The sequence below is a fragment of the Catenulispora pinistramenti genome (assembly GCF_018274385.1).
Taxonomy (GTDB): domain Bacteria; phylum Actinomycetota; class Actinomycetes; order Streptomycetales; family Catenulisporaceae; genus Catenulispora; species Catenulispora pinistramenti.
Genome location: NZ_JAAFYZ010000119.1, coordinates 17,084 through 31,185 on the forward strand (window position 1 = coordinate 17,084; position 14,102 = coordinate 31,185).

The 14,102-nt window shown below is 69.1% G+C and carries 12 protein-coding genes; 3 read left to right on the forward strand and 9 right to left on the reverse strand.

Translation table 11 applies throughout. From position 1 onward, the window contains the following. Window positions 1-43 precede the first annotated feature (43 nt). Window positions 44-370, reverse strand: a complete 327-nt coding sequence (locus KGQ19_RS28950) for a hypothetical protein (protein ID WP_212014639.1) — start codon at window positions 368-370, stop codon at window positions 44-46. A gap of 230 nt (window positions 371-600) precedes the next feature. On the opposite strand from KGQ19_RS28950, the gene KGQ19_RS28955 reads away from it, so the two are divergent. Then, window positions 601-1,806, forward strand: coding sequence for an alpha/beta hydrolase family protein (locus KGQ19_RS28955; protein WP_212014641.1), 1,206 nt, complete (start codon window positions 601-603; stop codon window positions 1,804-1,806). Window positions 1,807-1,953: 147 nt separating this feature from the next. Here the strand turns inward: KGQ19_RS28955 and KGQ19_RS28960 are convergent, their stop codons facing one another. Next, the gene (locus KGQ19_RS28960; RefSeq protein ID WP_212014643.1) at window positions 1,954-2,646 is read right to left on the reverse strand and encodes a response regulator; all 693 of its coding nucleotides are present in this window, start codon (window positions 2,644-2,646) and stop codon (window positions 1,954-1,956) included. Window positions 2,647-2,834: 188 nt separating this feature from the next. Continuing rightward, on the reverse strand, window positions 2,835-4,700 hold the full coding sequence (locus tag KGQ19_RS28965; protein WP_212014652.1) for an APC family permease: 1,866 nt from the start codon (window positions 4,698-4,700) through the stop codon (window positions 2,835-2,837). Window positions 4,701-4,839: 139 nt separating this feature from the next. Between KGQ19_RS28965 and KGQ19_RS28970 the strand changes: the two genes are divergently transcribed. Further along, a complete protein-coding gene (locus tag KGQ19_RS28970) occupies window positions 4,840-5,220 on the forward strand; it encodes a DUF3592 domain-containing protein (RefSeq protein WP_212014654.1) in 381 nt (126 codons plus the stop codon). Window positions 5,221-5,224: 4 nt separating this feature from the next. On the opposite strand, the gene KGQ19_RS28975 is transcribed toward KGQ19_RS28970, so the two are convergent. From KGQ19_RS28975 to kdpF, 6 genes are all read right to left on the reverse strand, one after another. Then, window positions 5,225-5,878: a hypothetical protein gene (locus KGQ19_RS28975; RefSeq protein ID WP_212014656.1), complete on the reverse strand. Its 654-nt coding sequence runs from the start codon at window positions 5,876-5,878 to the stop codon at window positions 5,225-5,227. A gap of 115 nt (window positions 5,879-5,993) precedes the next feature. Further along, complete coding sequence (locus KGQ19_RS28980) at window positions 5,994-7,325, reverse strand: DUF2254 domain-containing protein (RefSeq protein WP_212014658.1); 1,332 nt, start codon at window positions 7,323-7,325, stop codon at window positions 5,994-5,996. A 193-nt stretch (window positions 7,326-7,518) separates the two neighbouring features. After that, window positions 7,519-8,169 carry a K(+)-transporting ATPase subunit C gene (kdpC, locus tag KGQ19_RS28985; protein WP_212014660.1) on the reverse strand — a complete coding sequence of 217 codons (651 nt, stop codon included), beginning with the start codon at window positions 8,167-8,169 and terminating at the stop codon, window positions 7,519-7,521. A 13-nt stretch (window positions 8,170-8,182) separates the two neighbouring features. Continuing rightward, on the reverse strand, window positions 8,183-10,309 hold the full coding sequence (gene kdpB, locus KGQ19_RS28990) for a potassium-transporting ATPase subunit KdpB (RefSeq protein ID WP_212014661.1): 2,127 nt from the start codon (window positions 10,307-10,309) through the stop codon (window positions 8,183-8,185). Continuing rightward, window positions 10,309-11,994, reverse strand: a complete 1,686-nt coding sequence (kdpA, locus tag KGQ19_RS28995; RefSeq protein ID WP_212014663.1) for a potassium-transporting ATPase subunit KdpA — start codon at window positions 11,992-11,994, stop codon at window positions 10,309-10,311. Before kdpA ends, kdpB begins: the two co-directional genes overlap by 1 nt. After that, a complete protein-coding gene (gene kdpF / locus KGQ19_RS29000; RefSeq protein ID WP_194899130.1) occupies window positions 11,994-12,083 on the reverse strand; it encodes a K(+)-transporting ATPase subunit F in 90 nt (29 codons plus the stop codon). The genes kdpA and kdpF overlap by 1 nt, the downstream gene beginning before the upstream one ends. Window positions 12,084-12,363: 280 nt before the next feature. Here kdpF and KGQ19_RS29005 point away from each other — a divergent pair, with 280 nt between their 5' ends. Continuing rightward, complete coding sequence (locus tag KGQ19_RS29005) at window positions 12,364-14,055, forward strand: amidohydrolase (protein ID WP_212014665.1); 1,692 nt, start codon at window positions 12,364-12,366, stop codon at window positions 14,053-14,055. Window positions 14,056-14,102: the final 47 nt, after the last annotated feature.

Sequence of the window (14,102 nt, forward strand, 5' to 3'; positions counted from 1 at the left end):
GGAAACTCACGCAATGCATGCGACTACCACGCGAACGCAAACGCTATGCCGACGCTGGATCGGGCCGCCGCGCGAACCCGGTCACCGCCATCACCAGACACCCGAGCCCGGCCGCGCCGGCCAGGGCCGCGCCGATCAGCTCGCGGGTCAGCTTCGGGCTCGACGCGCACGGGCCCTTGCCGGTGTAGCCGAGCCCGGCGGGCAGCGGATAGCGGCGGAACAGCGGGGACCCGCAGTCGACGCGGATCCGGGCCACGGTGTCACCGCTGAAGCCCATCGCGATGTCGAGGTGGGTGTCGGCCAGGCCGATGTACGCCGCTCCCCCGACTAGCAGCAGGCCCAGGACGATCAGAATCCAGGATTGACGCACATCGACTCAGACTAGTGCAGCGTCGCGCTGATCCTCCGGGGGTTCATGGGTTCATGGGTTCATGCGGCCTTGAGGGGCTGCCGTCGTAGGTCCGGCGGTAGGGCTTGGCGTCGTGTTCGACATACTCCCGGCGGGTGACTCCGGTACCTCGTGGAGGCTACGAACGACACCAGAATGTTTACATCCACGGGCTGATTCGATGCGGATCCGCGGAATCTAGCGTCGATACCATGAAACGCAATCGCCGTATCAGCGCTGTCGCGGTGGTGGCACTCGCCGCCCTCGTCACCGGAACCGGCGCCGGGTTCGCCGCCACGACCACACCGTCGGCCGCACCGGTGGCCACGCACGCGTTCGGCACCGCACCGGCCACGGCCACCGCGCTCACGCGGTCCTTCCAAGGCACGCTCCCCGCGCCGACCGGCCGCTACGCCGCCGGCGAGGACGTCATCCACCTCACCGACGCGAGCCGTCCCGACCCGTGGGTGCCGTCATCCGGCCCCCGCCAACTGACCGTCACGATGGTCTACCCGGCCGTCCCCGGGACCGGGACTCCGGCCCCTTATATGACCCTCGCCGAGGCAGCCGGAGCCATCCAGCACCGGAAGCTGCCGGCGAGCTCCGGCGTCACCGCACAGAACCTTTCCAGCGTCACCACTCACGCCTTCGACGGCGCGCGGCCGCGGAGCGGCAAGTATCCGCTGGTGGTCCTCTCCCCCGGGTTCGAGGACCCGCGCATGGTGCTCACCTCGCTCGCGACCGACCTGGCCAGTCACGGCTACGTCGTCGCGCTCGTCGGCCACACCTACGAGGACAGCGGCGAGACGCTGGCGAACGGCCAGACGTCGACGTGCGCGATCTGCGATGACCCGGCGCTCGACTTCGACTCCGTCGCCGCCAGCCGCGCACTGGACGTGTCCTTCGTGATCGACCAGTTGACGCATGGCAATACCGCGTGGCGCCTGGCACACCTCATCGACAAGCACGAGATCGGCATGGCCGGACACTCCATCGGCGGCGCGGCGGCCGCCGCCACGATGATCGCCGACCCGCGAGTACGGGCCGGAGTGAACATGGACGGCGCCTTCCACCCGGCCCCGATGCCCGGCCAGATCAACCGGCCGTTCCTCATGCTGGGTGCGGCCGCCAACCACCCGGTCGGCGGCGACGACGCCACGTGGGGTCAGGCCTGGGCCACCCTCGGCGGCTACAAGAAGTGGCTGACGGTCGCCGGCGCCGACCACACCAGCTTCACCGACTTGGACCTGCTTCTGCGGGAGGCCGGGTTCCCGACGCCGCCCCTGTCCCCGGAACGCGGGGTGGTGATCACCCGCGAGTACGTGACAGCGTTCTTCGACCAGACGCTGAAGGGGATCCCCAGTCCGCTGCTGGACGGCCCCTCGCCGAACAATCCGGAAGTACTCTTCCAGTACTAGTGAGGTGCTTGAACGCCTGGCAGACTCGCGCACCGCACCGCACCGCACCGCACCACACCGTTCGGGCAGGTGCAGCGGGATTCGGAGTATGCCAGGTAACGTGCGGCAGGGAACGTGCGCCAAGGAACGTATGCCAGGGCACGAATGTCAGGGCACGAATCGATACCCGGTCCCGTACTCCGTCATCAAGTGCCGCGGGGTCTGCGGGTCGTCCTCAAGCTTGCGCCGCAGCCGCGCCATGTGGAACCGCAGGTATCCGGCCTCGCCGCTGTGGCTGTTCCCCCACACGTCGGCGAGCAGCCGTGCGGTGCTCACCAACTGGCCGGGGTGCCGGAGCAGGATCTCCAGCAGGGCCCACTCGGTACGGGTCAGCCGCACCGGCTCGCCCGCACGGCTGACGCTGTGCGCCACCAGGTCGATGTCGCAGCTGCCCAGCCGCACCGAGCTGGTCTCGGCGCCGGCCGAGCCGGCGTTGGCCTGCTGGTGCCGCCGGATCACCGCCCGCAGCCGGGCCAGCAGTTCCTCCATGGCGAACGGCTTGGTCACGTAGTCGTCGGCACCGGCGTCGAGCGCGTGGATCTTCTCTTGCGGGTCGGCCCGGCCGGACAGCACCACGATGGGCACCGTGGTCCAGCCGCGCAGGCCCAGTATCACCTCGACCCCGTCCATGTCCGGCAGGCCCAGGTCCAGCAGGACCGCGTCGGGCAGCCGGCGGGCCGCGCAGGCCAGCGCGTCGACGCCGTTGGCCGCCGTCTCGACCTCGTAGGTCCGGGACTTCAGGTTGATACGAAGGGCGCGCAGGATCTGCGGCTCGTCGTCGACGACCAGGATGCGGGTCACTGGCTCCCTCGGTTCTCGTCAGAAGTCGGGCACTTGTGACAAGTCAACAGTCCGGTCGCGCCACCCGGGGGGCATGCTCGCGCGATGCAAACGCCGGCCGGCTCGATGCAAATGGCCACCGCGCGCTGCGGCCCGGCGCAGCGGGCCGTCCGGCACCCATTCAACCAGGCCGGTCGCCGTCGCATGGCTCACCACCCCTTGATGTGGAAGCGCATGCGGCACACGATCGCCTCGGTATGCCGCCGGATCGCCCGGTCCAGCACGACTCCGCGCTGGTTGTGCAGCAGCCGGTGCCAGGCCCGGCGCGGCTCCACCTCGGGAATCAGGACCATGATGCGCTCGAAGCCGCCGGGCGAGGCCGGAGCGGAGATCGCCAACCGGTTCAGGTAGTCGACCATCGGCCGGGTCAGCGAGCGCTTGTGCGTGGTGAGGACTTCCAGCGGCACGTCCGGCTGCCAGGCGTTCCACTCGGCCTGCAAACGGGCGCACTCGGCGGCGTCGTCCTCGTCGCTGTAGCGCACGGTCACCGCGATCACGCCGTCGCCGAGCGACAGGGCCGCGGACATCGCCTCCTGGGTCAGCCGGGACACCGCGCCGACCGGCACCACCACCAGCACCTGCTGCTCCACGGCCGGCTCGGGCTTGTGGCCCAGGCCCAGGACCTCGCCGACGATCCGGTACGCGGTGTGCACCCGCAGCATGCCCAGGACCAGCAGCGGCACGATCACCACGACCAGCCAGCCGCCCTCGGTGAACTTCGAGATCAGCTCGATCACCAGCGCGGCGAACGTCAGCACCGCGCCGGTGCCGTTGATCACCGCCCGGCCGCGCCACCCCGGACTCCGCTCCCGCCGCCAGTGCCGCACCATGCCGAACTGGGAGATGGTGAAGCCGATGAACACCCCGATCGCGAAGACCGGCACCAGGGTCTGGGTGTCGCCCTTGGCCACCGCCAGCAGGATCGCCGCCAGCCCGGCCAGGATCAGCACGCCCCAGCGGTAGACCTGGCGGTCCGCCCGCAGGGCGAAGACGTGCGGGGCGTAGTTGTCGCGGGCCAGCAGGCTGGTCAGGACCGGCATGCCGCCGAAGGAGGTGTTGGCGGCCAGGGCCAGCAGGATCATGGTGACGAACTGGACCCCGAAGAAGGCCGCGTTGTGGCCGAGGGCGGCATCGGTGAGCTGGGCCAGGACGGTCTTGGAGGAGTCCGGGGCGACGTGGAACTTGCGGATCAGGAGCGCCAGGCCGATCAGCATCAGGCCCAGCAGCGCGCCGAGCGCGGACTCCGTGCGCTGCGCGCGCTTGACCCGGGGCTTGCGGAACGTCGGGACGGCGTTGGCGATGGCCTCGACGCCGGTCAGCGCGCTACACCCGGACGCGAACGCCTTGAGGAGCAGCAGGACCCCGACATTCTCCGCGCTCGCCGCCGCCACCACGTGACCGCTCGGCGCGGTCGCCGGGTGCGAGCGGAACAGACCGAACAGGATCACCGCGAAGATCGCGACGATGAACAGGACGGTCGGCACGATGAAGGCCTTCGCCGACTCCGCCACCCCGCGCAGATTGATGCCGGTGATCAGGAGCAGGACGGCCAGGCACAGCCAGACGCGGTCGCCGTAGAGGGAGGGGTAGGCGCTGGTCAAAGCGGCGACGCCGGCCGAGACCGACACGGCGACGTTCAGGACGTAGTCGATGATCAGGCTCGCCGCCGCGACCAGGGCCACGTTCTTGCCCAGGTACTTGCCGGCCACCGCGTAGGCGCCACCGCCCTCGGGGAAGGCCGCGATCACCTGGCGGTAGGAGAACGTGAGGAAGCCCAGGAGCCCGGCGATGGCGAGGGTGACCGGAAGGGTGAAGCCCAGGCCGTGCGCCCCGGCCACGGCCAGGACCACGACGATCGCTTCGGGGCCGTAGGCGACGGAGGCCAGCGCGTCCAGTGACAGCGCGGCCAGGCCCTGCGAGACGGTGAGCCGGTCGTGCTCCTGCTCGGCCGCCCGAGCCGGGGCCAGCGGGTCGTCCGCCGCTAGCGCTTCGCGGCCGGAGCCTCCTGTTGTCACTGGCGTTCCCCTCGAGACGTGTGACGTGGACGTTCGTCTCTACCTTGACACCCACAGGAGGGACGAAACGGTCAGGAGTTGTTTGCATCCCGCTTGCGTTGCGCGACGTCCAGGCCTGTGCCGGGCTACCGTGGATGCCATGCTGGTCCTCGGCTGTGTCCTGCTGCTAGGCGGCCTGATCGCCGTCCTGGCCGGCGCCATGGATCTACGCTGGCGCCGCCACGTCCTGGCCGACGGCGTATCCGTTTTCGCCCGGATAGTCGATCGCCCGCTCGGCCCCGACGACTCCCCCGACGGCTACCGCCCCATCCTGACGTTCACCACCGAGGACGGCCGCCCGGTCGAGGTGTTCTCGCCCCGCCGGCTGACCGGCGAGGCGGTACTGGTGCACTACGACCCCGCGGACCCGGCACAGGTGGTGGTGCACGGGTCGCGGGGCCGGCGGGTGGATGTGGCTTTCGTGGCGGCGGGGGTGGTGGCTTTCGTGGGGGCTGTGGTGGCGATGGTCCTGGTGGGATGAGCCCTCAGCCCACCAACCGCACCGCCGAGACCACGCCCACGCCAGCGCGCACCGCGGCGAGGACCGCCACGTCGCCCGACCATCCGTCTCGCCGCCACAGCGACAACCGGCGGTCGGCAGCGCGAAGGCTGAACTTGTCCGGCGCCTGCACCATCGCGCTGATGCCGTCCTCGCGCAGCAGGCCCATCGCTCCGTCGGCACGGTCCGGGAAGTACAGCTCGTACTGCTCGTCGAAAGCGTGGCTACCGGCGTGGGTGGCTCCGTCCGGCGGCGTATCGAGGACCCACGCCGACTCGAACACCGCGCCGTGCCGTATCTCCAGGCGTTCGGCGGGGTCGGGGAGGGTGATGGCGATGAGCCCGTACAGGTGCGTCGAGCCGTTGTAGTGGCAGGTGTACGTGGCCGAGGTGACCGGTAGCCCGTCGATGGAGCCGGTGACCGCGTCGGTGATGGTGTGGCGGGTGCCGTAGTGGCAGGGCGGCTCGGTGGTCGGCCAGACGTGCTCGATGTCGGGTGCGTCGGTGAATGCGTGCCGCGTCCGGAGTCCGGCGGCGACGTCGGCCGCCTGCCGTCGTACGCGGTGCGGGCCGACCCGGGGGCTCAGCACGATCAGTGCGGCCAGGCAGAGCCAGGCGAAGGCCGGGAGAACGACGTCCATGGCGCCTCCTTAGAAGTTGCTCAGAGGCCGAACGTAACGCCGTCTTTACATCAGGGCAATGTTCGTATGCGGTGCATAGGCGGTGCGTATGCGGACAATGAGGAACCTGTATTGCCTACGCTTGCAGGGTGCCCGCGAGCCGCGCCAGGGTGTCGTAACGGCGCAGGACGTCCTCGCGGTCCGCCTTCTCCGGCACCGTCTCCAGACACAGGGTCCTGATCATCTCCGCCTGTTCCAGCAACACCCTGCGTTGCCCGGCCAGCGGCACCTGCTCCAGGATCTCGGTCAGGGCGTCGAGTTGGCGGATCATCACCGCCGGCATCCCGGCGGCGGCCTGGCGGACCTTCTCGAAGGCGCGCTGCACCAGGCGGTCGAAGGTGGTCTGGGTGGTGATGACGCGGATGTAGCCCTGCGCGTCGCGGTGCACCTGCTCGGGGTGCCAGCCCAGGGCGATCTCGCGCAGGCTGTCGCCGAGCCAGTCGATGCAGGTGAGCGCGGTGAAGGTGTCGTTGACCGCCGGCGACAGGGCCCTGATGGCGATCTCGACCAGCTGGTCGATGCCGAACGAGATGTCCTGCGACAGGCTCCGGTACGGCCCGCTCAGGTGCGCGCGTTGCAGCGCCCGCGCGACGCTCGGCGCCGCGTCGGCCGGCCAGACCACAGCCATCGTGCGGCCGTTGACCAGGAAGTGGCCCGGCCGTTGCAGCAGGTGGATCACCGAGTCGGTGGAGGTCGCGATCCGCACCAGCGTCGAGTGCCGGACGTACTGCAGGTAGCCGGACTCCGTCGCCTTCACCTCCCCCGGCTCCTGCGCCATCCGCGCCAACAGCTCGTTCGCCGACAGCCCGCGCTCGGGGCGGCCGGCGGAGTCCGGCGCGGCCTCGGCCGCGATCGCCTTCTGCACGTCGGCCGCGATCGAGGCGATCACCTGCGGCAGCTGGATCTGCACCGCGATGTGGTGGATGAAGTACAGCAACACGGCCAGGTCCAGGACCACCAGCACCAGCGTCGTGGTGATGGACACGTGCGGGACGAAGTCCCCGTGCGGTCCGGGGCTGATCGCGATCAGCGCGAGGATCGAGTAGACGAACGTCGCGACGAACGTGCCCAGCGTCCACTGGGTGCCGCGGTCGCGCATGAAGTTGCGCAGCATGCGCGGGCCGAACTGGGTCGAGGCCAGGGTCAGGGCCACGATCACCACCGAGAACACCACACCGATCACGGTGATGACGGCCGCGGCGATGGTGGTGAGGATCTGCCGGGAGGCGTCGGCGGTGCCGCTGATCACCCAGGACGGCAGCTTGATGGCGCCGTGGTAGGCGGCGCGGTCGATGGCGACCGTGCCGACGAACAGCAGGACCGCGCCGAGGACCTCCAGCATCGGCACCAGCCACAGGTTGGTGCGCAGCGCCTCGCGGCGCCACTCGGAACGGAAGTCCAGTCGCATGGCAGGAGTCCTGAGGGAAGGGCGGATGAAGCGCCGACCAGACTTCCCGGCTCACCTGCCCCGATTCTAGTGGGTGGATCAACGCCCGCCGGGGGGATCTCGGGCAGGAAAGAAGCGGGACCGGCACGCCCCCGCGCGTACCGGTCCCGCCGTCTTCTGTGTCGTGGTGCGCCGGGTCCGGACCCGGCCGGCCTCAGCTCTTGGCCGCCGCGACCGGATGGGCCTTGTCCAGTGCCAGGTTCAGGGTCACCACGTTGACGTACTTCTCGCCCAGGAAACCCAGCGAGCGCCCGGTGGTGTTGTCCTTGACCAGCTGGTCCACCGTCGCCATGTCGATGCCGCGGGCCTTGGCCACGGAAGGCGCCTGGTCGTCGGCGTTCTCCACCGAGATGCCCGGGTCCATGCCGGAGGCCGAGGCGGTGACCGCGTCCTCGGGCACCTTGGTCGGGTCGATGTCGTACGCCTTGGCGTACGAGGCGATCCGGCCCTCGATGGTGCTCTTCAGCGAGGCGCTGTCGGTGCCCAGGTTGGACCCGGCGGAGTAGGAGTAGTCACACCCCGGGTCGCTGGAGTTGGAGGAGTCGGTGGCGTCGGACGGCCGGGCCTGGAAGTACTGCGGCAGGGCGGCGCCGGACTTGTCGACGTACTGCTGGCACAGCAGCGAGGAGGCCACGACCTGCCCGGAGGCGTCCTTGATGAGCGAGCCGTTGGCCTTGTTCTTGAAGGCGAGTTGCGCGATCCCGGTGACCAGCAACGGGTAGGCGATGCCCAGGATCACTGTGAAGATCAGCATGGCGCGGACAGCCGCCAGGTGCCGCCGCAACGGTGCGGAGATGCGAGACATGATTCCTCCTCCCTTACCGGAGTCCGGGGATGAACTGGATGACCAGGTCGATGAGTTTGATGCCGATGAAGGGCAGGACCAGGCCGCCGGCGCCGTATATGAGCAGGTTGCGCCGCAGCAGGGCCGAGGCCGAGGACGGCTTGTACTGCACACCGCGCAGTGCCAGCGGGATCAGGCCGATGATGATCAGCGCGTTGAAGATGATGGCGCTGGTGATCGCCGACTTCGCCGAGTGCAGGCCCATGATGTTCAGCACGTGCAGGCCCGGGTAGACCACCGAGAACATGGCCGGGATGATCGCGAAGTACTTCGCGACGTCGTTGGCGATGGAGAAGGTGGTCAGCGAACCGCGGGTGATCAGCAGCTGCTTGCCGATCTCCACGATCTCGATCAGCTTGGTCGGGTTGGAGTCCAGGTCCACCATGTTCCCGGCCTCTTTCGCGGCCGAGGTACCGGTGTTCATGGCCACGCCGACGTCCGCCTGGGCCAGCGCGGGGGCGTCGTTGGTGCCGTCGCCGGTCATCGCGACCAGCTTGCCGCCCTCCTGCTCCTTCTTGATCAGCGCCATCTTGTCCTCGGGCGTCGCCTCGGCCAGGAAGTCGTCGACCCCGGCCTCCTCGGCGATGGCCTTGGCGGTCAGCGGGTTGTCACCCGTGATCATGACCGTCTTGATGCCCATCTGCCGCAGTTCGGCGAACCGCTCGCGGATGCCTTCCTTGACGACGTCCTTCAGGTGGATGACGCCCAGGGTGCGGGCCGGCTGGCCGGGGGCCTTCTCGGCCACCACCAGCGGCGTGCCGCCGGCCCCGGAGATGGCGTCGACCAGTTGGCCGACCTCTTCGGTGGGGTGCCCGCCGTTGTCGCGGACCCATTTCATGACCGCACTGCCGGCGCCCTTGCGGACCTCGTGCCCGTCGGCCAGGTTCACCCCGGACATCCGGGTCTGGGCCGTGAAGGGCACGAACTCCGCGCCGGTCAGCTCGCCGGTGTGCCGCTCGCGCAGCCCGTAGGCGGTCTTGGCCAGCACCACGATCGAGCGGCCCTCGGGCGTCTCGTCGGACAGCGAGGACAGCTGCGCGGCGTCGGCCAGCGCGTCCTTGTCCACCCCGGCGACCGGGACGAACTCGGAGGCCTGGCGGTTGCCCAGGGTGATGGTGCCGGTCTTGTCCAGCAGCAGGGTGTTGATGTCGCCGGCGGCCTCGACCGCGCGGCCGGACATCGCCAGCACGTTGCGCTGCACCAGCCGGTCCATGCCGGCGATGCCGATCGCGCTCAGCAGCGCGCCGATCGTGGTCGGGATCAGCGCCACCAGCAGCGAGACCATGACGACCAGCGACTGTGCGGCCCCGGCCCAGGTGGCCATCGGCTGCAGGGTCACGACGGCGAGCAGGAAGACGATGGTCAGCGAGGCCAGCAGCACGTTCAGCGCCAGCTCGTTCGGCGTCTTCTGCCGGTTCGCGCCCTCGACCAGGTTGATCATCCGGTCGATGAAGGTCTCGCCCGGCTTGGACGTGATCTTCACGACGATCCGGTCGGAGAGCACCTTGGTGCCGCCGGTGACGGCCGAGCGGTCGCCGCCGGACTCCCGGATGACCGGGGCCGACTCGCCGGTGATCGCCGACTCGTCAACCGAGGCGACTCCCTCCACGACGTCGCCGTCGCCGGGGATGACCTGGCCGGCCTCGACCACCACGAAGTCGCCGAGTGTCAGTTCGGTGCCCGCGACCTCGGACTCGGCCCCGGAGTTGCCCGGGGACCAGGACGCGAGCTTACGGGCCACGGTCGTGGTCTTGGCCTTGCGCAGGGTGGCGGCCTGCGCCTTGCCCCGGCCCTCGGCCACCGCCTCGGCCAGGTTGGCGAAGACCACGGTCAGCCACAGCCAGACGGTGATCACCCAGGCGAACACCGAGGGCTTGGTGATGGCCTCGTACGTGGTCAGCGCGGAGCCGACCTCCACGACGAACATCACCGGGTTCTTCATCATGACCCGGGGGTCGAGCTTCTTCAGCGCGTCCGGAAGCGACTTCCAGAGCATCTTCGGGTCGAGGAACCCACCGCCCACGCGATGCGGTTCACCGCCCGGCTTCTGCTGCGGGGCCCGCGGTGCGGGGGCAGCTTCAGTCAGAGTGTTGCTTGACATCAGTGCAGTCCTTCAGCGAGCGGCCCGAGCGACAGGGCCGGGAAGTAGGTGAGGCCGACCACCAGCAGAATCGTGCCCAGCAGCATCCCCGCGAACAGCGGCGAGGCGGTCTTGAGCGTGCCCTCGGTCTCCGGCACCGGCTTCTGTTTGGCCAGCGAGCCGGCTAGGGCCAGGACCCAGATCATCGGCAGGAACCGGCCGAACATCATCGCCAGCGCGCCGGCGGTGTTCCACCAGTGGGTGTTGCCGGACAGGCCGCCGAAGGCCGAGCCGTTGTTGTTGCACATCGAGGTGAAGGCGTACAACACCTCGCTGAAGCCGTGTGGCGACGGACTGCCGTTCGGGCCCAGGTTCCCGCTGCTGATCGAGGCGGTCTCACCCTTCAACGCCATCGCCAGACCGGTGAAGACCAACACCACGGCCGGGGTGGTCAGGATGTACAGGGCCGCGTACTTCATCTCGGTCGGACGGATCTTCTTGCCCAGGTACTCCGGCGTGCGGCCGACCATCAGGCCCGCGATGAACACCGTGACGATGGCCAGAATCAGAATGCCGTACAGACCCGATCCGGTACCGCCGGGCGCGATCTCGCCGAGCATCATGTTGAACATGGCCGCGCCGCCGCCGAAGGGCGAATACGAATCGTGCCAGGAGTTGACCGCGCCGGTCGAGGTCAGCGTCGTACTGGTCATGAACAAGGTCGAGGCCGGGATGCCGAACCTGGACTCCTTGCCCTCCAGCGCGGCGTGGCCGTCGGCCAGGTTGATGCCGTGGTGGTGGACCTCGAAGAAGGTCGAGAAGATCAGCGAACCAAGCCAGATGATCGCCATGACCGACACGATGGTGTAGCCCTGCTTGTGCGAGCCGACCATCTTGCCGAAGGTGCGCGGCAGCGCGAAGCCGATGACCAGCAGCAGGTAGATCTCGATCAGGTTCGTGAACGCCGTGGGGTTCTCGAACGGGTGCGAGGAGTTGGCGTTGAAGATGCCGCCGCCGTTGGTGCCCAGGAGCTTGATGACCTCCTGGCTGGCGGTACCGCCGGTGTACAGGCTCTGGTTCCCGTTGATCGTGTGCACCACGGTCATGTGGTCGCCCAGCGACTGCACGGTCCCGCAGGCGACCAGGATCACCGCGAAGACGATGGAGAACGGCAGCATCAGCCGGATCAGGACCCGGGTGAGGTCCACCCAGAAGTTGCCCAGCCGGTCGGTGCGGTTGCGCGTGAAGCCGCGGATCAGGGTCGCGACCACGGCGATGCCGACGGAGGCCGACACGAAGTTCTGCACCGCCAGACCCGTCGCCTGCGCGACGTAGCCCAGCGTGTTCTCGCCGGAGTAGTTCTGCCAGTTGGTGTTGGTGACGAAGGAGGCGGCCGTGTTGTAGGCCAGGTCCGCGTTCACCTTCGGCATGCCCAGCGCCATCATCAGGTGGTGCTGCACCCGCAGGAGCGTGTAGAGCAGCAGCACGCCGACGGCGGAGATGGCGAACACCGAACGCAGGTACGTACCCCACGTCTGGTCCGCCTCGGGGTCCACGCCCATCGTCTTGTACAGGACCTTCTCAACACGAGAGTGCTTCTTCGTGGTGAGAATGTGCGCCATGTAGTCGCCCAATGGCCGGTAGGACACGGCCAGCAGGAGGACCAGGGCGGCGACTTGGAGCAGGCCGGCCCAGGTGTCCGACATCAGAACTTCTCCGGGAGGATCAGGGCCGCTATGAGATAGCCGACCAGCAGGACCGACACGATCAGGCCGATGATGTTCTCAGCGCTCAAGACGCTCGACCCCCTTGACGATCAGGGCCAGCAGGCCGAAGAAGGCGATCGTGATCCCGACGAAAATCACGTCGGCCATCAGGTGCTCCTTGGTTTCGAGGACGGGTTACGCAGATCAGTGAAGCCTTGAAGGTTCTGGCGGAGCCGCCCGCAAGCGTGATGCAAACGCGGCCTCCGGATATGCGCACACGGTCCAAACGTGCGGGTCGGTAGCCGCTCGATTACCATCCGTGAGATGCCTGTTCCCGACTTTCCGTGAGAGATCAGGTGAGTGCAAACCATGAGCGACATACCGGTGATCCGGCACGCCGACCTGATCCTTCGATCGGGGCGGATCCACACCCTGGACGCCGCCGACACGGTCGTGTCGTCAGTGGCCGTGACCGGCACCCGGATCGCCGTGGTGGGCGACGACCGGGAGACCGCGGCGCTGCTCGGGCCGGACACCGAGGTGCGGGATCTGGCCGGCCGCGTGGTCGTCCCCGGGCTGCACGACTCGCACCTGCACCTGGCCGACGCCGGTAACAGCTGGAACCCGCAGGTGCGCTGGGACGGCGTGCCCTCGCTGGCCGACGCGCTGCGCCTGCTCGCCGTACGCGCCGCCGGGGCCGCCCCCGGACAGTGGGTCCAGGTGGTCGGCGGCTGGTCCGCCGACCAGTTCGCCGAGCACCGCCTGCCGACCCTGGCCGAGATCGAGTCGGTGTCCGCCGACGTGCCGGTACTGGTGGTCTTCCTGGACACCGCGGCGTTCCTCAACCGGGCCGCGGTCCGGGCCCTGGGCTACACCAAGGGCACGCCGGACCCGCCCGGCAGCGAGATCCAGCGGGACGCGGCAGGCTACCCCACCGGACTGCTGCTCGCCCGCCCGAGCCCGGCGGTCCTGGCCCTGGCCCTGCTCGGGGCGCCACGGCTGGACCCGGACGAGCGGGTGAACTCCACACGCCGGTTCCTGCACGAGCTGAGCGCACTGGGGGTGACCGGCGCGATCGACGCCGGCGCGACCGGCTTCCCGGACTGCTACGCCGCCCTGCGGACGCTGCGGGCGCAGAACCGGCTGAACGTACGGACGGCACTGAACGTCATCGCGTCCCAGCCCGGCGAGGAACGCGACGAGCTGGCCGCGATGGTCGGCAGCCTGAACCTCGGCGGCGACGACCTGCTGTGGTTCAACGGCGTCGGCGAGGCGCCGGCCCTGAACGGCGTCGACTTCTCCAACTTCGCCCAGCCCCGCCCGGAACTCACCCCCGACCTGGGCCGCCAGCTGGAGCCGGTGGTACGACTGCTGGTCGAGCGGCGCTGGCCCTTCAGCTTCCACGCCACCTACGACGAGTCGATCAGCCGCTTCCTCGGCGTACTGGAGAAGGTGAACCGCGACATCCCATTCGACGGCCTCCGCTGGGCCGTGGAACACGCCGAGACCATCAAGCCGCAGACCATCGACCGGGTAGCGGCACTCGGCGGCGGCATCACGGTCCAACACCGAATGGCCTACCGCGGCGAACAATTCCTCAACCGCTACGGCCCCGACGCAGCCCGCCACGCACAGCCGGTGCTGGAGATGCTGACCCGCGGCGTCCCAGTCGGCGGCGGCACGGACGGCACATGGATGGCCTCGGCGAACCCCTGGGAGGCGCTGCACTGGTTCACCACCGGCACCACCCTCGGCGGCCTGGAGCTATGGCGCCCGGAGGACCGGCTGGACCGCACGCTGGCGCTGCGGCTGTTCACCGGCGGCAGCGCTTGGTTCACCGGGGAGCAGCGGCTGCGCGGGGCTTTGGAGCCGGGGATGCTTGCGGATCTGGCGGTGCTTTCGGGGGACTACTTCAGGGTGGCGGATGACGAGGTGGCGGGGTTGGGGTCGGTGTTGACTTTGGTTGGGGGGCGGGTTGTGTTTGAAGGGGGTTCTGGTTCTGGTTCTGGTTCTGGTTCTGGTTCTGGTTCTGGTTCTGGTTCTGGTTCTGGGAGTTCGTGAGTTGCCCGCGTTGCCTAGGTCGGGGGCGGGGCACCCTTGGTGGGGGC

What these genes read in the sequence shown, in the direction of transcription:
- KGQ19_RS28955 (WP_212014641.1), top strand. Translation starts at nt 601, where the DNA reads ATGAAACGCAATCGCCGTATCAGCGCTGTCGCGGTGGTGGCACTCGCC.
- KGQ19_RS28970 (WP_212014654.1), top strand. Translation starts at nt 4,840, where the DNA reads ATGCTGGTCCTCGGCTGTGTCCTGCTGCTAGGCGGCCTGATCGCCGTC.
- KGQ19_RS28975 (WP_212014656.1), bottom strand. Translation starts at nt 5,878, where the DNA reads ATGGACGTCGTTCTCCCGGCCTTCGCCTGGCTCTGCCTGGCCGCACTG.
- KGQ19_RS28980 (WP_212014658.1), bottom strand. Translation starts at nt 7,325, where the DNA reads ATGCGACTGGACTTCCGTTCCGAGTGGCGCCGCGAGGCGCTGCGCACC.
- kdpC (WP_212014660.1), bottom strand. Translation starts at nt 8,169, where the DNA reads ATGTCTCGCATCTCCGCACCGTTGCGGCGGCACCTGGCGGCTGTCCGC.
- kdpB (WP_212014661.1), bottom strand. Translation starts at nt 10,309, where the DNA reads ATGTCAAGCAACACTCTGACTGAAGCTGCCCCCGCACCGCGGGCCCCG.
- kdpA (WP_212014663.1), bottom strand. Translation starts at nt 11,994, where the DNA reads ATGTCGGACACCTGGGCCGGCCTGCTCCAAGTCGCCGCCCTGGTCCTC.
- KGQ19_RS29005 (WP_212014665.1), top strand. Translation starts at nt 12,364, where the DNA reads ATGAGCGACATACCGGTGATCCGGCACGCCGACCTGATCCTTCGATCG.